General features: G+C 70.4%; 26 protein-coding genes. 7 read left to right on the top strand and 19 right to left on the bottom strand.

Annotated features, from left to right (window positions below; all coding sequences use genetic code 11):
* Positions 1 to 119 precede the first annotated feature (119 nt).
* From ACWCP0_RS06625 to ACWCP0_RS06635, 3 genes are all read left to right on the top strand, one after another.
* On the top strand, positions 120 to 857 hold the full coding sequence (locus ACWCP0_RS06625; RefSeq protein ID WP_451077771.1) for a phosphatase PAP2 family protein: 738 nt from the start codon (positions 120 to 122) through the stop codon (positions 855 to 857).
* Positions 858 to 1,258: 401 nt separating this feature from the next.
* Complete coding sequence (locus ACWCP0_RS06630; protein ID WP_451077772.1) at positions 1,259 to 2,098, top strand: hypothetical protein; 840 nt, start codon at positions 1,259 to 1,261, stop codon at positions 2,096 to 2,098.
* A gap of 122 nt (positions 2,099 to 2,220) precedes the next feature.
* The gene (locus tag ACWCP0_RS06635; RefSeq protein ID WP_451077773.1) at positions 2,221 to 2,403 is read left to right on the top strand and encodes a hypothetical protein; all 183 of its coding nucleotides are present in this window, start codon (positions 2,221 to 2,223) and stop codon (positions 2,401 to 2,403) included.
* A 28-nt stretch (positions 2,404 to 2,431) separates the two neighbouring features.
* Here ACWCP0_RS06635 and ACWCP0_RS06640 read toward each other — a convergent pair whose 3' ends face one another.
* A complete protein-coding gene (locus tag ACWCP0_RS06640; protein ID WP_451078039.1) occupies positions 2,432 to 2,800 on the bottom strand; it encodes a metal-sensitive transcriptional regulator in 369 nt (122 codons plus the stop codon).
* Positions 2,801 to 3,008: 208 nt separating this feature from the next.
* Between ACWCP0_RS06640 and ACWCP0_RS06645 the strand changes: the two genes are divergently transcribed.
* Together ACWCP0_RS06645 and ACWCP0_RS06650 are read left to right on the top strand one after the other, a co-directional pair.
* On the top strand, positions 3,009 to 3,629 hold the full coding sequence (locus ACWCP0_RS06645; protein WP_451077774.1) for a DUF47 domain-containing protein: 621 nt from the start codon (positions 3,009 to 3,011) through the stop codon (positions 3,627 to 3,629).
* A gap of 6 nt (positions 3,630 to 3,635) precedes the next feature.
* Positions 3,636 to 4,634, top strand: a complete 999-nt coding sequence (locus tag ACWCP0_RS06650) for an anion permease (RefSeq protein ID WP_451077775.1) — start codon at positions 3,636 to 3,638, stop codon at positions 4,632 to 4,634.
* A 542-nt stretch (positions 4,635 to 5,176) separates the two neighbouring features.
* Here the strand turns inward: ACWCP0_RS06650 and pstB are convergent.
* The 11 genes from pstB to mshD all read right to left on the bottom strand — a co-directional run bounded on the left by pstB (position 5,177) and on the right by mshD (position 17,064).
* Complete coding sequence (gene pstB, locus ACWCP0_RS06655; RefSeq protein ID WP_451077776.1) at positions 5,177 to 5,953, bottom strand: phosphate ABC transporter ATP-binding protein PstB; 777 nt, start codon at positions 5,951 to 5,953, stop codon at positions 5,177 to 5,179.
* 50 nt (positions 5,954 to 6,003) lie between these two features.
* On the bottom strand, positions 6,004 to 7,077 hold the full coding sequence (gene pstA / locus ACWCP0_RS06660) for a phosphate ABC transporter permease PstA (RefSeq protein ID WP_451077777.1): 1,074 nt from the start codon (positions 7,075 to 7,077) through the stop codon (positions 6,004 to 6,006).
* Positions 7,074 to 8,066 (bottom strand): phosphate ABC transporter permease subunit PstC, encoded by a 993-nt coding sequence (pstC, locus tag ACWCP0_RS06665; RefSeq protein ID WP_451077778.1) that lies wholly within the window; start codon positions 8,064 to 8,066, stop codon positions 7,074 to 7,076. The genes pstA and pstC overlap by 4 nt, the downstream gene beginning before the upstream one ends.
* A 103-nt stretch (positions 8,067 to 8,169) precedes the next feature.
* Positions 8,170 to 9,306, bottom strand: coding sequence for a phosphate ABC transporter substrate-binding protein PstS (gene pstS, locus ACWCP0_RS06670; RefSeq protein WP_451077779.1), 1,137 nt, complete (start codon positions 9,304 to 9,306; stop codon positions 8,170 to 8,172).
* A gap of 289 nt (positions 9,307 to 9,595) precedes the next feature.
* Complete coding sequence (locus ACWCP0_RS06675) at positions 9,596 to 10,042, bottom strand: NUDIX hydrolase (RefSeq protein WP_451077780.1); 447 nt, start codon at positions 10,040 to 10,042, stop codon at positions 9,596 to 9,598.
* Positions 10,039 to 11,349, bottom strand: a complete 1,311-nt coding sequence (locus ACWCP0_RS06680) for a CHAD domain-containing protein (RefSeq protein ID WP_451077781.1) — start codon at positions 11,347 to 11,349, stop codon at positions 10,039 to 10,041. The genes ACWCP0_RS06675 and ACWCP0_RS06680 overlap by 4 nt, the downstream gene beginning before the upstream one ends.
* On the bottom strand, positions 11,336 to 13,558 hold the full coding sequence (locus tag ACWCP0_RS06685) for an RNA degradosome polyphosphate kinase (RefSeq protein WP_451077782.1): 2,223 nt from the start codon (positions 13,556 to 13,558) through the stop codon (positions 11,336 to 11,338). Before ACWCP0_RS06685 ends, ACWCP0_RS06680 begins: the two co-directional genes overlap by 14 nt.
* A 275-nt stretch (positions 13,559 to 13,833) precedes the next feature.
* Entirely contained in the window at positions 13,834 to 14,751 is a 918-nt protein-coding gene (locus tag ACWCP0_RS06690) for an ABC transporter permease (RefSeq protein ID WP_451077783.1), read from the bottom strand.
* Complete coding sequence (locus ACWCP0_RS06695) at positions 14,748 to 15,653, bottom strand: ABC transporter ATP-binding protein (RefSeq protein WP_451077784.1); 906 nt, start codon at positions 15,651 to 15,653, stop codon at positions 14,748 to 14,750. Before ACWCP0_RS06695 ends, ACWCP0_RS06690 begins: the two co-directional genes overlap by 4 nt.
* Positions 15,650 to 16,060, bottom strand: coding sequence for a GntR family transcriptional regulator (locus ACWCP0_RS06700; protein WP_451078040.1), 411 nt, complete (start codon positions 16,058 to 16,060; stop codon positions 15,650 to 15,652). The genes ACWCP0_RS06695 and ACWCP0_RS06700 overlap by 4 nt, the downstream gene beginning before the upstream one ends.
* Positions 16,061 to 16,140: 80 nt before the next feature.
* Positions 16,141 to 17,064 (bottom strand): mycothiol synthase, encoded by a 924-nt coding sequence (mshD, locus tag ACWCP0_RS06705; RefSeq protein ID WP_451077785.1) that lies wholly within the window; start codon positions 17,062 to 17,064, stop codon positions 16,141 to 16,143.
* Positions 17,065 to 17,213: 149 nt separating this feature from the next.
* On the opposite strand from mshD, the gene ACWCP0_RS06710 reads away from it, so the two are divergent.
* Together ACWCP0_RS06710 and ACWCP0_RS06715 are read left to right on the top strand one after the other, a co-directional pair.
* On the top strand, positions 17,214 to 19,013 hold the full coding sequence (locus tag ACWCP0_RS06710) for a bifunctional metallophosphatase/5'-nucleotidase (protein WP_451077786.1): 1,800 nt from the start codon (positions 17,214 to 17,216) through the stop codon (positions 19,011 to 19,013).
* A 152-nt stretch (positions 19,014 to 19,165) separates the two neighbouring features.
* Positions 19,166 to 20,038: a phosphatidylinositol-specific phospholipase C gene (locus ACWCP0_RS06715; protein ID WP_451077787.1), complete on the top strand. Its 873-nt coding sequence runs from the start codon at positions 19,166 to 19,168 to the stop codon at positions 20,036 to 20,038.
* Here ACWCP0_RS06715 and ACWCP0_RS06720 read toward each other — a convergent pair.
* From ACWCP0_RS06720 to ACWCP0_RS06750, 7 genes are all read right to left on the bottom strand, one after another.
* The gene (locus tag ACWCP0_RS06720; RefSeq protein ID WP_451077788.1) at positions 20,003 to 21,430 is read right to left on the bottom strand and encodes a sensor histidine kinase; all 1,428 of its coding nucleotides are present in this window, start codon (positions 21,428 to 21,430) and stop codon (positions 20,003 to 20,005) included. The two genes, ACWCP0_RS06715 and ACWCP0_RS06720, sit on opposite strands and share 36 nt — an antisense overlap.
* Complete coding sequence (locus tag ACWCP0_RS06725) at positions 21,427 to 22,161, bottom strand: response regulator transcription factor (RefSeq protein WP_451077789.1); 735 nt, start codon at positions 22,159 to 22,161, stop codon at positions 21,427 to 21,429. The genes ACWCP0_RS06720 and ACWCP0_RS06725 overlap by 4 nt, the downstream gene beginning before the upstream one ends.
* Positions 22,162 to 22,181: 20 nt before the next feature.
* Positions 22,182 to 23,213, bottom strand: a complete 1,032-nt coding sequence (locus ACWCP0_RS06730; protein ID WP_451077790.1) for a S1C family serine protease — start codon at positions 23,211 to 23,213, stop codon at positions 22,182 to 22,184.
* A gap of 232 nt (positions 23,214 to 23,445) precedes the next feature.
* Positions 23,446 to 23,733, bottom strand: a complete 288-nt coding sequence (locus ACWCP0_RS06735) for a DUF1416 domain-containing protein (RefSeq protein WP_351229907.1) — start codon at positions 23,731 to 23,733, stop codon at positions 23,446 to 23,448.
* Between the two features lie 42 nt (positions 23,734 to 23,775).
* Positions 23,776 to 24,621 (bottom strand): sulfurtransferase, encoded by an 846-nt coding sequence (locus ACWCP0_RS06740; protein WP_451077791.1) that lies wholly within the window; start codon positions 24,619 to 24,621, stop codon positions 23,776 to 23,778.
* Positions 24,622 to 24,776: 155 nt separating this feature from the next.
* Positions 24,777 to 24,857, bottom strand: a complete 81-nt coding sequence (locus ACWCP0_RS06745) for an Ms5788A family Cys-rich leader peptide (protein ID WP_351229977.1) — start codon at positions 24,855 to 24,857, stop codon at positions 24,777 to 24,779.
* Between the two features lie 312 nt (positions 24,858 to 25,169).
* Positions 25,170 to 25,916, bottom strand: a complete 747-nt coding sequence (locus ACWCP0_RS06750) for an LmeA family phospholipid-binding protein (protein WP_451077792.1) — start codon at positions 25,914 to 25,916, stop codon at positions 25,170 to 25,172.
* Positions 25,917 to 25,999: the final 83 nt, after the last annotated feature.

The following is a 25,999-nucleotide window of genomic DNA, read 5'->3' on the forward strand; positions in this document are numbered from 1 at the left end:
GGAACATACGTAGGTACACACACCGCACCGAAGGACCGACCACGGGGGGTTGGCAGGAGCGGCGCACAGCGTGGTGCGCCGCCGCATGGGCACGACAGGCAGGCAAGGGGCCGCAGCAGATGGCTGGACTCGCACTCGGCTCGGGGTCGAACCCCGATGTCAGCCTGCTCCACGACATCAACGGGCTGGCCCGGTCCGCGCCGGCGTGGTTCGACCGCGTCATGGAGTTCGTCGGTGAGTACGGGATCATGCTTGCGATGGTCCTCGTGGTGCTGTGGTGCTGGCGGAGCGTGCGGCGCCGGGGTACGGAGGAGGACTCGGTCTCGGCGTCGGCCGCGCTGGTCTGGGCGCCGCTGGCGGCCGGCCTCGCGCTGCTCGTGAACATCCCGATCCGTGGGTTCGTGGAACGGCCACGGCCGTTCCTGGACCACCAGGGGATCGAGGTGCTGGTGGCTGGAAAGACCGACTTCTCGTTCGTCAGCGACCACGCGACGATGGCGATGGCCCTGGGCGTCGGCCTCTTCGTCGCACACCGCCGCTTCGGGCTCGCGGCGATCGGGCTCGCGCTGGCGGAAGGCTTCTGCCGGGTCTACATGGGTGTGCACTACCCGACGGACGTGGTGGGTGGGTTCGCGCTCGGCACGGCCGTCACGCTGCTGCTCGCGCCGTTGGCGCTGGGTCTGCTGACCCCGCTGCTGTCCATGGTCGCCCACTCCGGGCGCGCCGGCCGGCTCGTGCGGTCCCGTCGGGCGCCGGGCGCCGCGGAGCGCGGGCGCCGGTCCCGCGGGCGGCTGGACTTCGCGGAGCCGCGGCAGGGGCAGGGGACGGAGCCCGGCGAGAACGACCTGGCGGCGTAGCGCGGCGGCTTCGCGCCGCGCGGGCTGTGCGCCGCGGCCTCGGACACGGCAACGCCGTGGCGGTGCCGGGGGGTTCGCGTACGAGGTTTGGTGACCTGGGCCGGGCGGGCCGTCGGGGGCTGGGCGGTGAACGCAGCTCCCCTTGTGCAGAGAGGCAATCCCCCGCGGTTACGGGTCCCGCGGGGGATTTGTCGCGTGGAGTTCGGCGTCGACGCGGGCGCGGTCGCGGGAGCGGCGGGCGGGGCCGTGCCAGCCGCAGGTGCAGCCCGCGACGGCGAAAGCTCCGCGTTCGGACGTGTGCGTCTTGTGTTGCCTTTGCACGACACCACCGTACTTGGCGTGACGACGCGCCGGGGCCGTCGTTATCCGGGGCGGGTGGGTCCAGGAAGGGGATGCCGGCGATGGTGGTGCAGCAGCACAGGCTCAGGGGCGGGGTATGTGCCGTCGCCGCCGTGGTGGGTGTGGGCGTGGGTGTGGCCGGAACCACAGGGTGCTCCGCGGGCGGGAATGCCGTGGCCGACGCGCGGCCGCCGGGAGACCCCGTCGCCGTCGTACGGAACGCCGCGGACGTGCTCGCCGGTGCAGGGACCTCGAAGGCGCGTACGTCCATGGAGATGGCGGCCGGCGGAACGCGGGTCACCATCCGCGGGGAGGGCGGGTACGACTTCCGCCGCAGCATGGGCAGCCTCCGCATCGTCCTGCCCAAGGATCCCGCAGGCGCGGACGAGCACCGGCCGATCACCGAACTGCTCGCGCCCGGCGCCCTCTACATGAAGAACCGCGGTGCGGGCGTCCCCGCCGACAAATGGGTACGGGTCGACACGACCACGCTGCGGGACGGCAACCTGGTCACGGGCGGCGCGACCGATCCGGCCGCCGCCGCCGAACTGCTGCGCGGGGCGCGGACGGTGACGTACGTCGGCCAGGAGGACCTTGCGGGCGTCAAGGTCACCCACTACCGCGGCACCACACACATCGCGCGCGCGGCGAAAGCCGCGTCCCCTCATGCGAGGGGTGCGCTGGCCGCGGCGGCGAAAGGGTTTGCCGAGGACTCCGTGCCGTTCGACGCGTATCTCGACGACGCGGGACGGCTGCGGAAGGTGCGCCACCACTTCAGCTTCGTGAATCAGGGCCGTACCGTCGCCGTCGCCTCGACGACGCTGCTGTTCGAGTTCGGCGCGCCCGTCGTCGTACAGCTGCCGGCCGACCGGGACATCTTCGCCGGGAAGGTGCGCCTCTAGCGCGGGGAAGGTGCGGCTCTAGGCAGACGGGCTGTCGGTAAATGGTCCGGACGTGCCATGCGTGGAGCGTGTGCCGCTCCCTACGCTAGGGAGTCGACACCGGCCGGGAGAGGTGAAAGCACGTGGCTCCGCCCAGTACGCCGACAGTCCAGGACCACGTCGCCCTCGCCGAGATCGAGCTGTGCGGTGAGTTGATGATCGCGGCGTCGGCCGCGGACGAGGAGCGGCTCAGCGCCGACCGTATCGACGAGGTGCTCAACGTGAGCATCGTGGGCAACGTGAGCAGAGTGAGCGACCCCGGATGAGTGCAGGGGCGCGGTACCGCGCCCCTGGTCACGTCCGCATCATGCGGGCGATCGCCTTCGTCGCCTCCTCGACCTTCGCGTCGATCTCGTCACCGCCCTTGAGCGCCGCGTCCGCGACGCAGTGGCGCAGATGCTCCTCGAGCAGCTGCAGAGCGAAGGACTGCAGCGCCTTCGTGGACGCCGAGACCTGGGTGAGTATGTCGATGCAGTACGTGTCCTCGTCGACCATGCGCTGAAGGCCGCGGATCTGGCCCTCGATCCGGCGCAGCCGCTTGAGGTGCTCGTCCTTCTGCTTGTGGTAGCCGTGCACGCCGCGGTCGTGGTCCGTGACGGGAGGACCGCCGGCCGTCTCCGTGGCCGTGTCCACGTGCATGGTCGCGTTCGTGGCCGCATCCATGGTCGTCATCGCGTCCTCCCGTAGTCCTGTCCGGCTCTGTCCGGTATACCCCTCGTGGGTATATGGTACCGATCCCTGGCGGTTGCGGCAGGGCCCCGTACTGCTCGATGTCCCCGATGGGCGACACTGAGTGGGACGCCGGTTAGCCGCGGCCGGATGATGCGCCTAGCATCAGCCTGACCGAAACCCAGCACCCCGAGGACCCCACGTGCGATTTCGTCTGACCCCCAGGGAGACGAGCTTCTACGACATGTTTTCCGCGTCCGCGGACAACATCGTCACGGGCTCGAAACTCCTGATGGAACTGCTCGGAGCGGACGGTCCCGCCCGAGCCGAGATCGCAGAACGGATGCGGGCAGCGGAGCACGCCGGGGACGACGCTACCCACGCGATCTTCCATCAGCTGAACTCCTCGTTCATCACGCCCTTCGACCGTGAGGACATCTACTCCCTCGCGTCGTCCCTCGACGACATCATGGACTTCATGGAGGAGGCCGTCGACCTGGTCGTCCTCTACAACGTCGAGGAGCTGCCGAAGGGTGTCGAACAGCAGATCGAGGTGCTGGCGCGGGCGGCGGAGCTGACGGCCGAGGCGATGCCGCATCTGCGGACGATGGACAACCTCACCGAGTACTGGATCGAGGTCAACCGGCTCGAGAACCAGGCGGACCAGATCCACCGCAAGCTCCTGGCGCACCTGTTCAACGGGAAGTACGACGCCATCGAGGTGCTCAAGCTCAAGCAGATCGTGGACGTGCTGGAGGAGGCCGCAGACGCCTTCGAACACGTGGCCAACACGGTGGAGACCATCGCGGTCAAGGAGTCCTGAGGCTCCGTGGACACGTTTGCACTGATCGTGACCGTCGGGGTCGCGCTCTTCTTCACGTACACGAACGGCTTCCACGACTCGGCCAACGCCATTGCGACGTCCGTGTCCACGCGGGCGCTGACGCCGCGGGCCGCACTGGCGATGGCCGCGGTGATGAACCTCGTCGGTGCGTTCCTCGGCAGCGGGGTCGCCAAGACCGTGAGCGAGGGACTGATCGCGACGCCCAAGGGCGACCGCGGGATGGCCATCCTCTTCGCGGCACTGGTCGGCGCCATCATCTGGAACCTGATCACCTGGTACTACGGCCTGCCGTCCTCGTCCTCGCACGCGCTCTTCGGCGGAATGGTGGGCGCGGCGCTGGCCGGTGGGACCGAGGTCATCTGGGGCGGCGTCGTCGACAAGGTCATCATTCCGATGTTCGTCTCGCCGCTGGTCGGGCTGGGCATCGGGTATCTGGTGATGACCGCGATCATGTGGATGTTCCGCAGGTCGAACCCGGCGAAGGCGAAGCGGGGCTTCCGTATCGCGCAGACGGTGTCGGCGGCGGGCATGGCCCTCGGTCACGGTCTGCAGGACGCGCAGAAGACCATGGGTGTCGTGGTGATGGCCCTGGTCATCGCGGACGTCGAGGACTTCGGGGACCCGATCCCGGTGTGGGTCAAGATCGTGTGCGCCGTGATGCTGTCCCTGGGCACGTACGCGGGCGGCTGGCGCATCATGCGGACGCTCGGGCGGAAGATCATCGAGCTGGACCCGCCGCAGGGCTTCGCGGCGGAGACGACGGGGGCCTCGATCATGTTCGGGTCGGCGTTCCTCTTCCAAGCGCCGATTTCGACGACGCATGTGATCACGTCGGCGATCATGGGCGTCGGGGCGACGAAGCGGGTGAACGCGGTGCGGTGGGGCGTCGCGAAGAACATCGTGATGGGGTGGTTCATCACGATGCCGGCGGCGGCGGTGGTGGCGGCGTTCAGCTTCTGGATCGTGAACCTGGCCTTCGGCTGACGCCGGTGCCGGACACCGGGGTTCCGCCCCGGGCCCGCCCGGCAGGCATGGGCCTGTGCCGGGCACCCTCTCTTTCCGGCTGCGCATGTGTGCGGCTCCGTCGCGTGGGCGCGAGCCCCGCGGCACCGTGCGGTGGGCCGGGGTGTCCGTCCGCAATCGTCGGACGGGCTCGAAGTCTCCCTGTATCAGCGGGTGGGCCGGGGTGCCGTGCTCAATCGCCGGACCGGCTCCGGGCCCGTACCCACAGTGCGCCGAGGTGCAAGTCCTCAGTCGCCGTACGGGTTTGGAGTTGCCACCCGCAGGCGGGCCGGGCGCCGGGCGGTCCCCGAGCGCCCGACGGGTCCGACGCTCCCTGTACCGGCAGGTGGGTCGGAGTGTTTGTCGTCCGCCGCCGGGCGGGCTTGCAGTACCCCGTGCCGACAGTGACCCGGGGGCAGAAGTGGGCCCGCCCCCGCTCCTTGTGGGAGCGGGGGCGGGCCCTGTGCCTTGCGGTGGCACCGCCATGCAGCACCGCGAGGCAGTCCGGGAGGCCGGCGGTCGGCTCAGCCGAAGCGGCCCGAGATGTAGTCCTCGGTGGCCTGGACCGAGGGGTTGGAGAAGATGCGCTCGGTCTCGTCGATCTCGATCAGCCGGCCGGGCTGGCCGACGGCCGAGAGGTTGAAGAAGGCCGTGCGGTCGGAGACGCGCGCCGCCTGCTGCATGTTGTGCGTCACGATGACGATCGTGAAGCGCTCCTTCAGCTCACCGATGAGGTCCTCGATCGCGAGGGTCGAGATCGGGTCCAGCGCGGAGCAGGGCTCGTCCATCAGCAGCACGTCGGGCTCGACCGCGATCGCGCGGGCGATGCACAGGCGCTGCTGCTGACCACCGGACAGGCCGGAGCCGGGCTTGTTGAGACGGTCCTTGACCTCGTTCCAGAGGTTCGCGCCCTTGAGGGACTTCTCGACGACGTCCGAAAGCTGGCGCTTGTTGTACTTGCCGTTGAGCTTCAGGCCCGCCGCGACATTGTCGAAGATCGACATGGTCGGGAACGGGTTCGGGCGCTGGAACACCATGCCGACCGTACGCCGCACCGCGACCGGGTCGACGTGCGAGCCGTACAGGTTCTCGTCGTCCAGGAGCACCTTGCCCTCCACGCGGCCACCGGGGGTGACCTCGTGCATACGGTTCAGGGTGCGCAGGAACGTGGACTTGCCGCAGCCGGAGGGGCCGATGAAGGCCGTCACGGAGCGGGGCTCCACGGTCATCGAGATGTCCTCGATGGCCTTGTGGGAGCCGTAGTAGGCAGTCAGGCCGCTGACGTCGATTCGCTTGGCCATTGAAATCACTTCCAGGTTGACCCCGCCCGGCGGAGCCGAATGTCGAGGCCTTAGCGGCCGGTCTTCGGGGCCTTCCAGCGGGCGATGCCGCGGGCCATCAGGTTGAGGATCATGACGAAGGCGATCAGTACGAGGGCCGCTGCCCAGGCGCGGGCGACGGCGGCGTCGGTACCGACGGCGTACTGCTCGTAGACGTACAGCGGCAGTGAGGCCTGAGCGCCTTCGAACGGGTTCGGGTTGATCAGCTTCGTACCGAAGACGAGCAGCAGTACGGGAGCCGTCTCACCGGTGATACGGGCCACCGCGAGCATGACGCCCGTGGTGATGCCGCCGATCGCGGTCGGGAGGACCACCTTGATGATCGTCCGCCACTTGGGGACACCCAGCGCGAGCGAGGCTTCACGCAGCTCGTTGGGGACGAGCTTGAGCATCTCCTCGGTGGAGCGGACGACGACCGGCATCATCAGGATGGCGAGAGCCATCGCGCCGGCGAATCCGGAGGGCCCGAAGCCCAGCAGCAGAATCCAGGTGGAGAGGATGAACAGACCCGCGACGATCGACGGAATGCCCGTCATGACGTCAACGAAGAAGGTGACGGCCCGCGCCAGTTTCCCGCGGCCGTACTCGACCAGGTAGATCGCGGTCATCAGCCCGATGGGGGCGGCGATCACGGTGGCGATGAGGACCTGCTCGACGGTGCCCAGCAGAGCGTGGTAGACACCACCGCCGGTCTCGGCGTCGAGTACGCCGTTCATCGAGTGGCTCAGGAAGTACCCGTCGAGGACTTCCGCGCCCTTGCTGATCGTGACCCAGGAGAGGGAGAGCAGCGGGACGACGGCGAGGATGAAGGAGACCCAGATGACGCTGGTGGCCACCCGGTCCTTGGCCTGGCGGCTTCCCTCCACCTGGCTGGTGATCAGATAGCTGGCGGTCACGAAGATCAGGGCGGCGATCAGGCCCCACTGCACCCTGGACTGCCATCCGGCGGCCAGACCGATGCCGATGCCCGCGGCCACGGAGCCGACGGCGATGGCCGGCTGGGCCCATCGGGGGAGGCGCGCATGGGAGAGGTGGTTGACCCTGGCGGTCCGGACCGGACGCTGGTTCTGGACGGCGTGGCTCATGCGTTGGCCCCCGAGTACTCCTTGCGGCGGGCGATGATCCACCGGGCCGCACCGTTGACCAACAGCGTGATGGCGAAGAGGACGAGGCCGGAGGCGATCAGGGCGTCCCGTCCGAACTCATCGGCCTCGTTGAACTTCGAGGCGATGTTCTGGGCGAACGTGCCGCCGCCCGGGTCGAGCAGATGCCCGGAGATCAGGAAGCTCGGGGAGAGCACCACGGCGACGGCCATGGTCTCGCCGAGAGCGCGGCCCAGGCCCAGCATCGAGGCGCTGATGATGCCGGAGCGGCCGAAGGGGATCACCGACATCCGGATGACCTCCCAGCGCGTCGCGCCGAGCGCGAGCGCGGCCTCCTCGTGCATCTTCGGAACCTGGAGGAAGACCTCACGGGTGACGTTGGTGATGATCGGAAGGATCATGATCGCCAGCAGGATGCCGACGGTGAAGAGGCTGCGCGCGGGGCCGTCGCTCGACTTGTCGAAGATGTACGTCCAGCCCATGTACTCGTTGAGCCACTTGTTGAGGCCGTCCAGATACGGGACGAGGAAGATCGCGCCCCAGAGGCCGTAGATGATGCTGGGCACGGCGGCGAGCAGGTCGACGATGTACGCGAGCGGGGCGGCGAGCCTGCGCGGCGCGTAGTGCGAGATGAAGAGAGCGATACCGACGGCGACCGGCACGGCGATGGCCATGGCGATGACCGACGAGACGATCGTGCCGAAGGCCAGGACCGCGATGCCGAAGACCGGCGGGTCGCCTGCCGGGTTCCATTCGAAGGTCGTGAGGAAGTTCCCCTCGTCCTTCGAGACCGCGAGGATCGTGCGGTAGGTGAGGAAGCCGGCGATCGCGGCCATGATCACCAGGAGGGTGATGCCGGATCCGCGCGAGAGGCCCAGGAAGACACGGTCTCCTGGGCGGCTCTTGGACTTGGTGGTTTCTATGGCCGGCCCCGGTGGGGGCGGCGCATCTGTGTGAGTGGTGGTTGCCATGAATCTCTCCGGTCTGCGGAGCCGTTGACGGCTCCCGGCGGCGGTGCACCGGATGCCGGGGCCGGTCCGGCCGTTGGTGTGGTCGGACCGGCCCCGGTCGGGGTCAGGACAGGGTGGGGACGATCTCGCGGACCTTGGTCGCGATCTCGGCCGGCAGCGGGGCGTAGCCGGCGTCGGTGAGGACCTTCTGGCCGTCCTCGCTGGCGGTGTAGTTGAGGAACGCCTTCAGGGTCGGCAGGGTCTCCGCCTTGTTGCCCTTGTCGCAGGCGATCTGGTACGTCACCAGGATGATCGGGTAGGCACCCTCGGCCTTGGTCGTGTAGTCGAGGCCCAGGGCGAGGTCCTTGCCGGTGCCCTTGATCTTGGCCGCGGCGATCGCCTTGGAGGCGTTCTCCGAGGTGGCCTCGACCGGGGCGCCGGCGCCGGTGTCGACCTTGACGGTGTTGATCTTCTGGGCGGTCGCGTAGGACAGCTCGAAGTAGCCGATCGTGCCCTCGGCGCCCTTGACGCCCGTGGCCACACCGGAGGAGCCGTTGGCAGCCTGGCCGCCGGGGGCGAGCCACGACTTCGACTTCGGGTCGTGCTTCCACTCGGCCGGGGCGGCCTCGCTCAGGTACTTGCCCAGGTTCTGGGTGGTGCCGGACTCGTCCGAGCGGTGGTAGGGCTGGATGGTGGAGCTGGGCAGCTTGACACCCGGGTTGAGCTTGGCGATCGCCGGGTCGTCCCACTTGGTGATCTTCGAGTCGAAGATCTTGGCGACGGTCGGGGCGTCGAGGACGAGGTTGTCCACACCGCTCAGGTTGTAGCCGATCGCGATCGGGCCACCGAGCATCGGCAGGTTGATGCCCTGGCCGCCGGTGCAGATCTTCTTGGACTCCTCGACCTCTTCGGGCTTCAGGGCGGAGTCCGAGCCGGCGAAGGCGACCTGGCCCTGGTTGAACTTGGTGATGCCGCCGCCGGAGCCGATGGGCTGGTAGTTGATCTCGACGCCGGAGCAGGCCGCCTGGAATTCCTTCACCCAGAGGTCCATGGCGTTCTTCTGCGCGCTGGAGCCGGCAGCGAGGAGCTGGCCCTTGGCGTCGTCGCACTTGATCGAGGAGGAGGCAGCCTGCGTCTTCTCGCCGCCGTCGGTGTCGCCCGCGTTGTTGTCCGAGCCACACGCCGTGAGGACCAGGGCGCCAGAGACCGCGAGGGCAGCAAGCGCGGTGGCGCGAAGCCCGTTGTTGCGCTGAAGCTTCACTTTTCGGGTGTTCCTTCCAGGAGCGCCGGGCTGGGACGTCTGTTCGACGTTGTACGGCGGCGCGCGTCGGGGTGGTGGTGGCGGCACTGTGCCGGTCACCGTGTAAGCCCGAAATTAGGCAGATCAGGTGAAGCCGCCGACGGAGGAGAGTAAACGGAAGGTGAACCCTGCCGGTCGGGGAAGTTCCTCGGTGTGGTGTGCGTGACACGGTGTGGTGCGGGGTACTAGGGGAGCCTGCGCAGCCCGTGGGGGCTCTCTTTCACTTGTTCATTGAAACGCCTGTTTGGCGTCAATGTGCCCCTTGTGTGCCAATAATCCCGAGTTCTGAGACAAGAACGTCCACCAAGTGGCGGTCGCGAGGCTGGGTGAGCCGCTCCCTGGCTTCGGCCGGGGGCAGCCAGACGATCCGGTCGACCTCCCGGTTCGGGGTGAAGTCGCCGGGGGTTTCCGCCTCGGCGGCCCAGTAGCTGACCTCTTTGGGGCGCCCGTTCGCCATGTAGTGGACGGTGGGGAGGCGAAGGCCCGGGGTCGCGTGGTGGCCGGTCTCCTCGAGGACCTCGCGCAGGGCGCCGGCGAGGGGGGCCTCGGCGCGCTTCAGCTTGCCCTTGGGGTGGGACCAGTCGTCGTAGCGGGGGCGGTGGACGAGGCAGATCTCTATGCCGTCGCCCTGGGGGGAACGGCGCCAGAGGACGCAACCGGCCGCGTGGACCGTGTCCGAGGTGTGCGGCGTGCTCACTGTGCGGTCACCGCCTGTCGCTGCCAGACCTGGTGGAACGCGAAGCGGGCGGCCTCGACCTCATGGCGCTGGTCGGCGTGGAGGACACCGAGGGCGTAGGCCGTCGCGGGGGCGATGCGGGGGGTGCGGGCGGCGGCCGCGGCCGCGGAGGCGGCCTCGGCGGCGTCCCGGTGCCGGTCGAGGGTGCGGCCCGCGACCGCCAGCAGCGGCGCGGAACCGGCGGCGGTGACCTCCTGCGCGTACCGGTGCAGCCGAAGCAGCAGCCGCACCTGGTGCCAGGGCGCGTCCTGCGCCTCGCCCGCGGCGGTCGCGGCCAGGCCGTGGACGAGCGCGTCGGCGTTGTACGGGTGCGCGGCGCGGGCCAGCGGAAGCGTGGCGACGGCGTCCAGCAGCCGGCGTTCGGCGGTCTCCGCGTGCGCGTCGAGCACGTCCGCGGGTGCCGCGGCGGCCGCCGCGAGCGGCACCTCGGACGCGAGCAGCGCGACGGCGTCGGCGACCGCGTGGAACCGCGACGACCCGAGCGCCTGCAGCGCCGCCGAATGCGCGCGCGTCCGCCCGAGCGTCAGCTGCCGCTCCAGCAGCGCTCCGGCCCGCGCGGCCCCGACGGTGAGCGCACCCCGGGCGCTGCCCCGTGCGGCCGTGGCCGCACTGCTGCGCACGGCCGGTGCGCCGCCCCTGGCCGCCGAGCCGGTGGCTCCGGCTCCGACCGGGGCGCCGGTTGCGGCCACCGCCGGCCGCTCGGCCCTGCTGCCCTCGCGGCCCGCCGCGTGGACGGCGGAGCCGGAGGTGCCATGGCCCGGGGCGCCGCTCTCTCCCCGCGCGTCCGGGCCTGCCGCCGCGGTCGGTACGGAGCCAGGGGCCCCGGTCTGTGCCCCGGGATCCGTGGGGCCGCCCGGAATCGTGCGCGCCGCGGGCACGTCCGCGAAGGTCAGGTCCGACTCCGCGCGTGCCGAAGGGACCGGGCCCGTGCCCGAGAGGCGGGCCAGGGCGTCCAGGAGTCGGGAGAGGCGTGCCGTGCAGGCGTGCTCCTGGGCGAGGACGCCGGAGAGCCAGGCGAGCTCCGTGCGCAGGTGGTCCGCCCAGGCGGGGTCCAGCAGCGTGCGGTACGTGTGGAGGGTGCCGCCGATGCGGCGGGCGGTGCGGCGCAGCGCACGGGCCGCGTCCTCGGCGCTCCCGGTGTCCGCACCGCACTCGCCGTGCAGCCGCAGGCTGCGCAGGAACTCAGCGGCCTGCGTGTGCAGATAACCGGCCAGGACCTGGTCGGCGCCGGCCCCCCGCGGCACCAGGGGAAGGTCAGGGCTGTGCACGCCGGCGCCTCCGCGCGTCAATGAGCATTTCCTGTACATGCCGCAGCGGCTGGCCGTCGGAGTCCGTCGCATGCCGGGTCCACTCCCCGTCCGGGCCGAGGTGCCAGGACGACGTGGAGTCGGACATGCCGGTTTCCAGCAGCCGGTTCAGGGCCGCCCGGTGGGCCGGGTCGGTGACCCGGACGAGGGCCTCGATACGGCGGTCGAGGTTGCGGTGCATCATGTCGGCGCTGCCGAACCACACCTCGGGCTCGCCGCCGTTGCCGAAGGCGAAGACCCGGGAGTGCTCCAGGAAGCGGCCGAGGATCGAACGGACCCGGATGTTCTCCGAGAGTCCCGAGACGCCCGGGCGTATCGCGCAGATCCCGCGCACCCAGATGTCCACCGGCACACCCGCCTGCGAGGCCCGGTACAAGGAGTCGATGATCGCTTCGTCGACCATCGAGTTGACCTTGATACGGACATACGCGGGGCGGCCGGCCCGGTGGTGGGCGGCCTCCTTGTTGATCCGTGCGATCAGCCCGTCGCGCAGCGACTTGGGGGCGACCAGCAGCCGGCGGTACGTCTCGCGTCGCGAGTATCCGGACAGCCGGTTGAAGAGGTCCGAGAGGTCCGCGCCGACCTGCGGGTCCGCGGTGAGCAGGCCGAGGTCCTCGTACAGCCGCGCGGTCTTGGGGTGGTAGTTGCCTGTGCCGACGTGCGAGTAGCGGCGCAGGGTCTCGCCCTCCTGGCGGACCACCAGCGACAGCTTGCAGTGGGTCTTCAGGCCGACCAGGCCGTAGACGACGTGGCAGCCGGCCTCCTCCAGCTTCCGCGCCCACTTGATGTTGGCCTGCTCGTCGAAGCGGGCCTTGATCTCGACGAGGACGAGGACCTGCTTGCCGGCCTCGGCCGCGTCTATCAGCGCGTCGACGATCGGGGACTTCCCGGAGGTCCGGTACAGCGTCTGCTTGATCGCGAGGACGTCCGGATCGCTCGCGGCCTGCTCCAGGAAGGCCTGGACGGACGTCGAGAACGAGTCGTACGGGTGGTGCAGCAGCACGTCCCGCTCGCGCAGCGCCGCGAAGATGTCGGGCGCGGACGCCGACTCGACCTCGGCGAGGTCGCGGTGGGTGCCGGCGATGAACTTCGGGTACTTCAGCTCCGGCCGGTCCTGGGAGACGATCCCGAACAGACCGGTCAGGTCGAGCGGGCCGGGCAGCGGGTAGACCTCGGACTCGGAGATCTTCAGCTCGCGCACCAGCAGGTCCAGCACGTACGGGTCGATGGACTCCTCGACCTCGAGCCGGACCGGCGGGCCGAAGCGGCGGCGCAGCAGCTCCTTCTCCAGTGCCTGGAGCAGGTTCTCGGCGTCGTCCTCCTCGACCTCCAGGTCCTCGTTCCTGGTCACCCGGAACATGTGGTGCGCGAGCACCTCCATGCCGGGGAACAGTTCCTCCAGGTGCGCCGCGATGACGTCCTCCAGCGGCACGTACCGCTGCGGCGACGCCTCCAGGAAGCGGGACAGCAGCGGCGGCACCTTGACCCGGGCGAAGTGGCGGTGGCCGCTGACCGGGTTGCGCACGACGACGGCGAGGTTGAGCGAGAGCCCCGAGATGTACGGGAACGGGTGCGCCGGGTCCACGGCCAGCGGGGTGAGGACCGGGAAGATCTGCTGGCGGAACAGGGTGAAGAGGCGCGCCTGCTCCTTCTCGGTGAGCTCGGGCCAGCGGATGAGGTGGATGCCCTCGTCGGCCAGGGCCGGGGCCACGTCCTGCTGGTAGCAGGCGGCGTGCCGTGCCATGAGTTCGCGCGAGCGGGTCCAGATGAGCTCCAGGACCTCGCGCGGCTGCAGGCCGGACGCCGAGCGGGTGGCGACACCGGTGGCGATACGGCGCTTCAGGCCCGCCACCCGGACCATGAAGAACTCGTCCAGGTTGGAGGCGAAGATCGCGAGGAAGTTGGCACGCTCCAGGAGCGGAGTCATGGGATCCTCGGCGAGCTCCAGGACCCGCTCGTTGAACGCGAGCCAGCTGCGCTCGCGGTCCAGGAACCGGCCCTGGGGCAGCTCGGCACCCTCGGTCTCGTCCTCGTACGTATCGAGGTCGGCGTCGATGTCGGGCTCAAGATCGGACACCGCGGCGGCGACCGTGTGGGGGCGGTGCGCGGCGATGGAGCCGACGGACGGCTGGACGTGCTGGACCGGTACCTCGGCGGGCTGCTGGCTCATAACCCCATTCTTCCGCGCGAAGGGGTTACCGGGCGCGTCGGAGCGGGCCGTCGTCGGGGCTGGTCGCCCATTTCGCGGGGCTGGCACGGCGGGCGGCTGCATTCACCGAGGGTCGCAAGGGTCACTGAATGGGCGGTAACGAGAACATGACGCCTGGGCAAGCAGGGCGCCGCAGCGTGGGGCGCGTGGACTGCGCGGGGCGGCGCCTGCGACACTCGCGCGCGCCCCGGCGCCCCCGCGCCCCCGCGTGCGCGACGCGAGGGCGCCCCGAAGGCTCACGCGTGACGCCGGCGCAGCACCCGGAAGGCCACGGCCGCGACGAGCACGGCCAGGGCGAGGACGATACCCGTCTCGACGAGCTGGATCGGCCAGAAGTGCGAGGCCGGGTGGTGGACCGCGAAGTCCGTGACCCCGCCTTTCTGGGTCAGGCACCGATCGGCGCTGCCCTGACCGGGCAGGAGGGGGTAGCAGTCCTTCGCGTACAGCCGCTCGCCCGATGCGGTCAGCATGCCCGATTCCAGCGACCAGTCGGTGGCGCTCTCCGCCCGGTCGGGGCCGGTCGTCATGACCGTGGGCCACAGGTGCTCACGCAGCTGGGCGACGGTGAGCAGCAGCGCGCCGGTCGCGAGCCCGGCGATGCTCATGGCGACGACCGTGCGGCGCACCAGCAGCCCGGCGAGGGCCCCGACGGCGACGGCGAGCAGCGCGTACGCCACACCGGCGGGGCCGAGGGCGATGTACGTCGGGTGGTGCCAGAGCTCCAGGTACTCGCTCTGCCGCACGGGTGCCAGGCCCCAGCGGTGTACGCCGACCAGCACGATCGCGCAGACCGTCGCGACGACCGCCGGGACCGCCAGCTTCGCGGCGAGCCATCGGGCGGGTGACACCGACTGGGTCCACAGCAGCCGGTAGGTGCCCGACTCCAGGTCGCGGGCGACGAGCGGCCCCGCCACGAAAGCCGCCACGAGCAGCGGCAGGAACATGATCACCGTGGTGGTCCTGTCCAGGGCCCACAGCAGCCGGTCGTGCCACTCCGTCGGCCTGAGCACCGTCTCGTACTCGGTGACGTACCAGGTCCGCGTCACGGCGACGACTACCGCCAACGCGGCCGTCAGCCCGATCGCCGCCCACAGCACGCGCCGGTACCGGCGTACGACGACCCAGGGCATCCCTCTCGGTGTCAGGGCGCTCATGCCACGACCTCCTCGGCGGGCGGGTTCAGCAGGGCGGGTGCGTCGGGGGAGCGCAGATGGGCCAGCACGACTTCCTCCAGGGAGGGTTCCATGGTCTGCCAGTCGGCGGGGAGCGGGCCTTCGGGGCGCACCAGTGCGGTGAGTTGACGTCCCGTCGTGCGCGATTCGACGACGGTGTGCGGATCGAGGCCGGCGGTGGCCGGTCCGGTCACCAGGGTGTGCGCGGCGACGACCTCGTCGATGGCGCCGCCGAGGCGGACGCGCCCGCGGTCGACGAGCAGCAGATGGTCGCAGGCGCCCTCCAGCTCGGTGAGGATGTGCGAGGACATCACGGCCGTCGTGCCGCGCTCGGCGGCGTCGGCGAGCAGGGTGCCCATGAGCCGGCGGCGGGCGAGCGGGTCGAGGTCGGCCATCGGCTCGTCGAGCAGCAGCAGTTCGGGCCGCTTGCCGAGGGCGAGCGCGAGGGCGACGCGGGTGCGCTGGCCGCCGGAGAGTCCGCGGACGCGGGCGGCCGGATCCAGCTCTCCGTCCCGTACGACCTGATCGGCGACGGTGTCGTCCCAGCGGCCCCGGTTGAGTTCGCGCCCCATGCGCAGGGTCTCCGCGACCGTGAGCTGGGGGAGGAGCGGCTTGTCCTGGCCGACGTACGCCAGGTTTGCGCGCGCGGCCCCGGGCTGGGTGCCGAGGACGCGGAGGCTTCCTTCGGTGGGGCGCAGCAGACCGGCGGCGAGCGCCAGCAGAGTGGATTTTCCTGCCCCGTTGGGGCCGACGAGGGCGCAGATCCGGCCGGCGGGCAGCCGGAAGGAGCAGTCCCGAAGAGCCCAGGTGTGGCGGAGTCGCCCGCCGGATCTCCCGCCGAATTTCCTGCCGAGGCCGGTGGCCTCGAGAGCCGTGTCGGTCATGCGTCGTCCCCCTTGTGGTGTCGCTGCCGGTCTTCCGCGAAGTGTTCGTCGAGTACGGCGCCGAAGAGTGCGGCCACGTCGTCCCGCTCCAGGCCCGCCGCACGGGCCCGGCCCGCCCAGTCGGCGAGCTCGCCGCGCAGGGGGGAGTCGGAGGGGGCGGCCCCCAGTGACTTCCGTACGAACGTGCCGAGGCCGCGCCGGGCCTCGACGAGGCCCTCGCGCTCCAGCTCGCGGTAGGCCTTGAGCACGGTGTTCGGGTTGATGGCCGTGGCCTCGACCACCTCGCGTGCAGTCGGCAGCCGGTCGCCGGGCTCCAGCAGACCCAGCCGCAGGGCCTGTTTCGTCTGCTGCACGATCTGCACGTAGGTGGCGATGCCGCTGCGCCGGTCGATCCGGTATTCGATCACCACCATCACCCTTTCACTAATCAAGTAGTGAAAGGGTGATGCAAAAGAGGGGCGGTGTCAACCGCCCCTCTTCGTCCGGCTCAGGTCTCCGTGCGGTACATCAGGTCCACCTCATGGGTCAGGAAACCGAGCTGCTCGTACACCCGCAGGGCCGCCGGGTTGTCCGCGTCGACGTACAGCATCGCCGTCGGCACGCCCTGCGCGGCGAGATGGCGGAGGCCGACGGACGTCAGGGCCTTGCCGAGGCCGGTCCCCTGGGCGTCGGGACGGATGCCGATCACGTACACCTCGCCGAGCTGCTCCTCCGCGTGGACCTTCGTCCAGTGGAAGCCGACGATTTCGCCCCCGCGCTCGGCGAGGAAGAAGCCCTTCGGCTCGAACCAGGGCTCTTCCTTGCGGTCGTCGAGGTCGCGCTGGGTGATCGAGCCCTGCTCGGGGTGGTGGGCGAAGGCGGCCGCGTTGACCGCGAGCCAGGCTGCGTCGTCCTGGCCGGGGACGAACGTACGGATCGTGACGCCCTCGGGAAGGGCCGGGTCCGGGATGTCGAGAGGGCTCAACGAGCGGCGCAGCTGGCGCAGTTCGCGGAAGAGGGTGAGCCCGAGGACCTGGGAGAGATGGCGGGCCGCGGACTTGCCGCCGTGCGCCCAGACGCGAAGGCGCTTCCCGGATGTGGCCAGCAGGGTGTTGCCGAGGGCCCGGCCGTGGCCGCGGCCCCGGTGACCGGGGTGGACGACGAGCTCGGCCGCCGGGGCCTCCACCGGGTCGGTGTCCTCCAGTTGGGCGTAGCCGCGGAGTTCGCCGCCGACGGTGAGCAGGAAGTGCCGCACGCCTTCGCGCCGGCCGTGGCGCAGCTGGAGCCGCCCCTGCTCGGAGACGGCCTGCATCCCGTCGGCGCCGGCGGCGACGGAGAGCAGGCGGAGGACGTCCTCCGCCTGCTCGGGGGAGAGTTCGTCGAGTGTCTGGATCTGCCGGCCGGGCTCGAGGGCGGGGGCTGCGTCAGTCATACGTCGAGGGTACGGCGCCGCGCCGCACCCGATCGGAAACCAGGTCGTAACCCGTTACCCCCTGTCGCGCTACGCGCGTTGACTCTAGGCTGCCCGGCTGAGCACCAAAGAGTACGAACACCATCACGCTGAAACTGACAAGGGGACAGATGTCAGCGACACCGCACCAGAAGCGCCGCCGCATCCTCGCGGCCGTCGCCGGACTGACCACCGTCGGCGCGCTGGTCGCCGCGATGCCCGCCGGAGCCCACGACCGCGGCGACGGACCGGGGCACGGGCACGGCCGCACCGTGGACGTCCAGCTGCTGTCCTTCAACGACCTGCACGGCAACCTCCAGCCGCCCGCCGGCTCGGCCGGGCGCGTCACCCACACCAACGAGGACGGCACCACCAAGACCATCGACGCGGGTGGCGCCGAGTACCTCGCCACGCACCTGCGTCAGGCCCGCGAGGGCAACAAGTACTCGATCACCGCCGCGGCCGGCGACATGATCGGCGCCTCGCCGCTGCTGTCCGGGCTCTTCCACGACGAGCCGACGATCGAGGCGCTGAACAAGCTGAAGCTCGACGTCTCCTCCGTCGGCAACCACGAGTTCGACGAGGGCGCCAAGGAACTCGCCCGGATCCAGAACGGCGGCTGCCACGAGAAGGACGGCTGCTTCGAGGAGGGCAAGGAGTTCAGGGGCGCGGACTTCCCGTTCCTCACCTCCAACGTGACGAACGAGAAGACCGGCAAGCCGCTGCTCGACCCGTACTTCATCTGGGAGAAGGACGGGGTGAGGATCGGTTTCATCGGCGTCACCCTGGAGGGCACGCCGAACATCGTCTCCGCCGAGGGCATCAAGGGCCTGAAGTTCGGCGACGAGGTCGAGTCGATCAACAAGTACACCAAGATCCTGGAGCGCAAGGGCGTCAAGTCCATCGTCGCCCTGATCCACGAGGGCGGGGCCCCGGCCTCGGCCTCGTACAACTACAACTGCGACAGCCCCGGCCCCGGCAACGGCATCTCGGGGCCGATCGTCGACATCGCCAAGAACGTCAGCCCGCAGGTCGACGCCCTGGTCACCGGCCACACCCACCAGGCGTACGCGTGCACGATCGCGGACCCGTCGGGCAAGCCGCGCACGGTCACGTCGGCGGCCTCCTTCGGCAAGCTCTACACGGACACCACGCTCACGTACGACCGCTGGACGCGCGACATCGTCCGGACGTCGGTGGCCTCCGCCAACCACGTCGTCACCCGTGACGTGCCGAAGGCCGCGGACATGACGCGCCTCATCGACCGCTGGAACGTGCTCGCCGCGCCGATCGCGAACCGGCCTGTCGGCTTCATCGCCGCCGACATCGAGAACCCCTTCGACGCGCCCGAGAAGCCGCTCGGCAACCTGATCGCGGACGCGCAGCTCGAGGGCCTCGCCCCGGCCGACAAGGGCGGTGCGCAGATCGCCCTCATGAACCCGGGCGGCATCCGCGCGGGCCTCGTCCACAAGGCCACCGGCAGCGAGGGCGACGGCGTCGTGACGTACGGCGAGGCCTTCACCGTGCAGCCGTTCACCAACATGATGACGGCGGTCGACCTGACCGGTGCCCAGCTCGTCACCACGCTGCAGCAGCAGGTCAGCGGCGCGAACCTGGCCGCTCCGAAGATCCTCCAGGTGTCGAAGGGCTTCACGTACACCCTGGATCTGACGAAGACCGGAGCCGACCGGATCGTCGTCGACTCGGTGAAGCTGAACGGTGAGGCGATCGACCCGGCGAAGACCTACCGGGTCGCGATGAACGAGTTCCTGGCGGGTGGCGGGGACGGCTTCGCGGTCCTGAAGGAGCACCGGAACAAGCTGGTGGGCGCGTCCGACCTGGACGTCCTCACCGCCTACTTCGCCTCCCACTCGAGCGCGGCCGCGCCGCTGGCGGCGCCGGCGACGGACCGGATCACGGTCGTCAAGTAAGGCACAGTACGGATGAGGGGCGGCGGGCCGTTGGCCCGCCGCCCCTCAGACGTTTCCGCGGAACTCATTCTGTGTCATGCGCATGTCTGCCATCATCCGGGTGCCGACCGCGACCCCCCACATCGCGGAGGCCGACGAAGGAGACGGCACACATGTCCCTGACCAGACGTGGTTTCCTCACGGGCGCGGCTCTCGCGTCCGCCACCGCCCTCATCGGGGCAGCACCCGCCGGTGCTGCCCCGCAGCGCGTCCTGGGCACCCAGGACTGGATGAGCGGCATCGACGGCGGCAGAGCGCTGCGGACCCTCACCATCCCCGGCACCCATGACTCCGGCGCCCGCTTCGGCGGACTGTGGGCCGAGTGCCAGAACACCACCGTCGCGCAGCAGCTCGACTCCGGAATCCGCTTCCTCGACATCCGCTGCCGGGTCACCGGCGGCTCGTTCGCCATCCACCACGGCGCCGCCTACCAGAACATGATGTTCGGCGACGTGCTGATCGCCTGCCGCGACTTCCTGAACGCCCACCCCTCCGAGACCGTCCTCATGCGGGTCAAGCAGGAGTACTCCTCGGACAGCGACGCCACCTTCCGCGCCGTCTTCGACGACTACCTCGACAACCGCGGCTGGCGCCCGCTGTTCCTCATCGGTGACGCCCTCCCCTCCCTCGGCCAGGCCCGCGGCAAGGTCGTCCTCATCGCCGACAACGGCGGACTGCCCGGCGTCAAGTGGTGGGACGGCGGTGTCTTCGACATCCAGGACGACTGGAACGCGGCGCCGAACGCCAAGTACCCCAAGATCGAGGGGCACTTCCGCAAGGCCGTCGAGCAGCCGGGCAAGCTCTTCATCAACTTCGTCAGCACGTCCGCGTATCTGCCGCCGCGCTGGAACTCCGACAACCTCAACCCGCGCGTCCACGGCTTCCTGGACGGCACCGCGAGCGGCTGGAAGGGGCTCGGCATCGTGCCGATGGACTACCCCGGCACCCGCTCAGGCCTGGTCGACTCGCTCATCCGCCACAACTGACGGCGGCGGAGGCGTCGGAGCCCCCGGCAGGCTGATCACCGCGACCGTGCCGCCGCCCTCCGCCGGCCGCAGCTCGACCCGGCCGCCCGCCTGCTGCACGGTCCTGGCCACGATCGACAGACCCAGGCCCGAGCCGGGCAGCGCGCGGGCTGACGGGGAGCGCCAGAACCGCTCGAAGACATACGGGAGTTCCTCGGGCGGCACGCCCGGGCCGTGATCGCGTACGGTCAGCACGCCCCGGTCCAGCGACACCTCGACCGTCCCGCCCGGCGGCGAGAACTTGACCGCGTTGTCCAGCACATTGACCAGGGCCCGCTCGAGGTGCGCCGGCTCGGCCCGTATGTACCAGGGCCGCAGCTCGGCGGTGATCGTCAGCTCGGGACCGCGCAGCCTGGCCCGGTCCAGCGCCGTCCGCGCGATGTCGTGCAGCGCGACGACCTGGACGGGACCGGGTGTCGCGCTGTCCGACCGGGACAGCTCCTGCAGATCGCCGATGAGCGCGGCCAGCTCGGTCATCTGCGCCTTCACGGACGCCAGCAGCGCGGCCCGGTCGTCGGGCGGCAGCGCCCGGCCCGTCTGCTCGCTGCGGGCCAGCAGCTCGATGTTCGTCCGCAGCGACGTCAGCGGAGTCCGCAGCTCATGACCGGCGTCGGCGATCAGCTGGGCCTGCCGGTCGCGGGAGGACGCGAGGGCGGCGGTCATCTGGTTGAAGGAGCGCGACAGCCGGGCGATCTCGTCGCCGCCCTCGACGGGGATGCGCACGGTCAGATCCTCGGTACGGGCCACGTGCTCGACCGCGTCCGTGAGGCGGTCGACGGGCTTCAGCCCGGTCCTGGCGACCCACAGGCCGGCGGCACCGGCGCCGACGGCACCGACGCCCGCGAGGGCCGTGAGCAGCAGGGCGAGACGGCCCAGTGCGGCGTTGATCTCCTGCAGGGGGCGGGCGACCGTGACGGCCACCTCGCCGATGCCCGGCACTGGCATCCGTTCGGTGTGCACCCGCACCTCTGCACCGGCGTCGGTGGTGCTGCTGTGCAGAGAGCCGCGAATGACACCCCGCGCGACCTGGATGTCCTCGGCCTTCACCCGCACCGGCTCGGAGCCCAGTGCCACACAGCGACCACCGTTGACGTCGACGACCTGGACATAGGCGAAGCTGGGGCCCTGCGTGGTGTCCTCGCCCCCGGGTGAGCCACATGCCCGCGCGGCGGCGACCGCCGTGCTCATCGGAGCACTGGTGTTGCGCAGCGAGGTGTCGAGCTCCTGGTGCAGCTGGGCGCGGGCCAGCAGCCAGCACGTCACGGCGACCGCCGCGACCGCCACGGCGACCGCGGTGGCGGTGAGGAGCGCGAGCCTGGAGCGCAGGGGAAGCGCCTGGAATCTGCGGATCACTCCGGCGACCCCTCCCGCAGCGCATAGCCGACCCCGCGCACCGTGTGGACCAGGCGCGGCTCGCCGCCGGCCTCCGTCTTGCGGCGCAGATACATGACGTACACGTCCAGGGAATTGGAGCTCGGCTCGAAGTCGAAGCCCCAGACGGACTTCAGGATCTGCTCCCGGGTCAGCACCTGCCGCGGATGCGCCAGGAACAGTTCGAGCAGGGTGTACTCGGTACGGGTCAGTTCCACGCGGCGTGTGCCCCGTGTGACCTCGCGCGTCGCCAGGTCCATCCGCAGATCGGCGAACGAGAGCACGTCGCCGGGCCCCTCCCGGTCCGCGCCGCCTGCCGTCACCGCGTACGAGCTGCGGCGCAGCAGCGCCCGGATCCTGGCGAGCAGTTCGTCCAGCTCGAACGGCTTGACCAGATAGTCGTCGGCCCCGGCGTCGAGGCCGGTGACGCGGTCGCCGACGGTGTCGCGGGCGGTGAGCATCAGGATCGGCAGGGTCGATCCGGACGACCGGATGCGGCGGGCCGCGGTGAGCCCGTCCATGCGCGGCATCTGGACGTCGAGGACGACGAGGTCGGGGCCGTACGACTCCAGCTTGGCGAGGGCGTCCATGCCGTCGACGGCGACCTCGGTGGCGTACCCCTCGAACGCGAGGCTGCGCTGCAGCGCCTCGCGGACCGCGGGTTCGTCGTCGACGATGAGGATGCGCTCGCCGTCAGCAGGGGGTGTCGTCATGGGGCCAGCCTCGCACGCACTCAGTTGTCGCCGCCCGAGCGCAGGCTCTCCAGGTCCGCCTTGACCGTGTCGACCGGGATGGCGAAGCCGAGACCGACGCTGCCGGCGGTGGAGCCGTTCGCGGAGCTCGGCGAGTACATGGCCGAGTTGATGCCGATGATCTCGCCGTTCATGTTGATCAGGGCGCCGCCTGAGTTGCCGGGGTTGAGCGATGCGTCGGTCTGGATCGCCTTGTACGTCGTCTTGGAGTCGCCGGTGTCCCCGTTGAACTGCTGCCCGCCGAACTCGAAGGGCCAGCCCTCACGGGGGTCCTGCTGCGACTGCCGGTCCTGGCCCTCGTCCTTGGCGACGGTCACGTCCCGGTCGAGCGCGGAGACGATGCCGCTGGTCACGGTGCCGGTGAGGCCTTCGGGGGAGCCGATCGCGACGACCTCGTCGCCGACCTTGACGCTGTCGGAGGCGCCGAGGGCGGCGGCCTTCAGCCCCTTGGCGCCCTGCAGCTTGATCAGGGCGAGGTCCTTGTCGGGGTCGGTGCCGACGACGTCCGCGGTGTACGTCTTTCCGTCGCTGAGCGTGACGCGGACCGTGTCGGCTCCGGAGACGACGTGGTTGTTGGTGACGACCTCGCCGTCCGCGGTGATGATCACGCCGGAGCCGGTGGACTCACCGGCGCTCGTGGCCGCCTTGATCTCCACGATGCTCGGGGACACGGCCTGGGCGACACCGGCGACGGTGCCCTTGCTGCTCTGGGAGACCGTGGTCCCGTTCACGCCGGTGGCGGTGCTGCCGCCGCCCTCCCCGGCGAACCGCTCGACCAGCGTGGCCGCCCCGCCGCCGACGGCGGCGGCGACGATGGCGACGGCCGCGAGCAGTCCGACGGACCGCTTGGCCCGGCGCCGGTCCGGCCGCGGGGCGGGAGCGTACGCGGGCGGCGGCGGGTAGCCGGGCCCGTCCGTGCCCCCGTTCCCCGCCCCGAACCCCGCGTACGGGTACGGGTACTGCTGCTGCGTGTGCGTGCTCTCGTCGCCGCTGCCGCGGTAGTGGTCCGTCATGGTCACGACTCTCGGGCGCGTTCATGAGAACGCCCTGAGGACGGACTGAGAAGCCCGACAGAACCGCGTATGCCCGATATAAAGGCCCCCGCAGGGCCTCGGGAAATCCGCCTGCGAACGGCACGAAGGGCCGCACCCCGATCCAGTGGCGTCCAACCCCCGGGGATGCGGCCCTTCGGCCGGTATTCAGTGCTGTACGTGCCGTGCTCCACGTGCCGTGCAGTACCTGCCGTCAGACGGCGATGGCCACCTCGGAGAGGCCACCGGTCTGGGCGACGACCGTACGGTCCGCCGTGGCGCCCGGGACGAGGGCCCGGAGGGTCCAGGTGCCCTCGGCCGCGTAGAAGCGGAACTGTCCGGTCGCCGAGGTCGGGACCTCGGCGGTGAACTCGCCGGTCGAGTCCAGCAGACGCACGTAACCGGTGACGGGCTCGCCGTCGCGGGTCACCTGGCCCTGGATGGTGGTCTCACCGGGCTTGATCGTCGAGGCGTCGGGGCCGCCGGCCTTCGCTCCACACATGCTTTTCTGTCCTTACGGTCGGGGAGGCTGAATGCCTGGGGCCTACTTGTTCGCGCCGAGCTCGATCGGCACGCCGACGAGGGAGCCGTACTCGGTCCAGGAGCCGTCGTAGTTCTTGACGTTCTCGATGCCGAGCAGCTCGTGCAGGACGAACCACGTCAGCGCGGAGCGCTCACCGATGCGGCAGTAGGCGATCGTGTCCTTCGCCAGGTCGACCTGCTCCTCGGCGTAGAGCGCCTTCAGCTCGTCGTCCGACTTGAAGGTGCCGTCGTCGTTGGCGTTCTTGGACCACGGGATGTTGCGCGCGGTCGGGATGTGGCCCGGGCGCTGCGACTGCTCCTGCGGCAGGTGGGCCGGGGCGAGCAGCTTGCCGCTGAACTCGTCGGGCGAGCGCACGTCGACCAGGTTCTGGTTGCCGATCGCGGCGACGGCGTCGTCGCGGAAGGCGCGGATCGAGGTGTCCTGGGCCTTGGCCTTGTACTCGGTGGCCGGGCGCTGCGGGACGTCGGCGCCGTCGACCAGGTCGCGGGAGTCGAGCTCCCACTTCTTGCGGCCGCCGTCGAGGAGCTTCACGTCCTGGTGGCCGTAGAGCTTGAAGTACCAGTAGGCGTAGGAAGCGAACCAGTTGTTGTTGCCGCCGTAGAGGACGACGGTGACGTCGTTGGCGATGCCCTTCTCCGACAGCAGCTTCTCGAAGCCGGCCTGGTCGACGAAGTCACGGCGGACCGGGTCCTGGAGGTCCTTCTTCCAGTCGATCCGGACGGCGTTCCTGATGTGGTTCTTGTCGTATGCCGAGGTGTCCTCGTCGACCTCGACGATGACGACCTTCGGGTCGTCCAGGTGGGCCTCGACCCAGTCGGCGTCGACCAGGACGTCGCTGCGGCTCATGCTGTTTCTCCTCCGGGGCAGTGTGCGGCGGGTGGTGCGCGGGCGATCATGCGCAAGGGTGGGTGCGGGTACGCCTCGACGGCGGACGGCACACGCGGGGACCCCGGCCGGGAGGCGGCGCAAAGGGCCCGGGGATACGGAAGCGGAGCTCCCGCTCAGACGGGGCGACAGAGCATGGCGGCGACGCGGCACAGGTCTACTGCCCGCCGCTTCGTGAGATCCGCCTGTCGCTTCATGCGTCCGATCGTAGGGACGTGGCGGCGGCCATGTCACCGGCGTGTCGTATGGTGAGACGCGATCGTCCGCATGGCGAAACGTCAAGAGGGTCGCGGCTGCCCCGGCCCGCTCCGGCGGGCCTGTGCGGCCGCCCTGCGTCTGAGGATCGGACGACGTCGTCTCACGATCCGACCGCCGGACCGCGCCGGCCGATATCCGGGCCGGACCCTGTCCGGAACCCGGGCCGATATCCCGACTGACACTGACACATCCAGGGTGGCATCAGGCCCGTGTTGAGGCCGGACGTTCGGACGCGACGTTCGGACCGGTGCTCAGCCCGCCAGCGACACGTTCGTGCCCACGCCCGAGAAGCGCAGCCCGCCCTCGTCCGCGGTGACCTTGTCGAGCTTGATCGTGCTCGGCAGCCCGTCGATCTTCAGGTCGTAGTCGACGGCGTCGCGCAGCGTCTTGTCCATGCCGGGGACCGGCAGCTTCGGGAGCTCCTCGGCGCGCAGCCTGACCGTGTCGCCGCCGGTTGTCGAGACCGTGCTGTACGTCGTGAGCGTCCGGCCCTCGAGCACGGACTCGGCGAAGGCCGGAATGGTGAAGCCCGCGCCCTCCAGCAGCTCGACGGCCGGGCCCGTGACCTTGACCTGGCCCTTGGCCGCCCGCTCGGCCCCCGCGTAGGAGACGCTCGCGCCCTCGGGCGCCGACTTGCCGAGATCCGCGTAGGAGATGCGGGCGGAGCCCATGGCGCGGTCCGCGACGGCGGAGGAGAACCCGTCGAGGCGCACTCCGCTCAGCTCGGCCGCGACCTCGGTCACCTCGACCGAGTGGCCGCCCGCGCTGGCCTGCACACCGCCGAGGCGCACCTGGACGTCGTCCAGCTCGGAGCTCGCGATCTGGGTCAGGAACGGGAAGCCGTTGATCGACACCTCGGGCTCGGTGCTCAGGCCCTGGCTGCTCCGGACCTTGGCCGCGACCTCGCTCTCGGCGAAGTTGACCGCAAGCCGATCGGCGATGGCGAAGAGCCCGCCCAGGATCACGGCGGTGATCAGCAGTATTCGCAGTGCGCGCATGACTCGGTGTTTCCCCCACCCCTGTCCTGGCCGCCCGCGGTCGGACCAGCCCGAATGATCGACGTCCGGCACCCGGCATTGGT

The sequence above is a fragment of the Streptomyces sp. NPDC001970 genome, assembly GCF_053594115.1.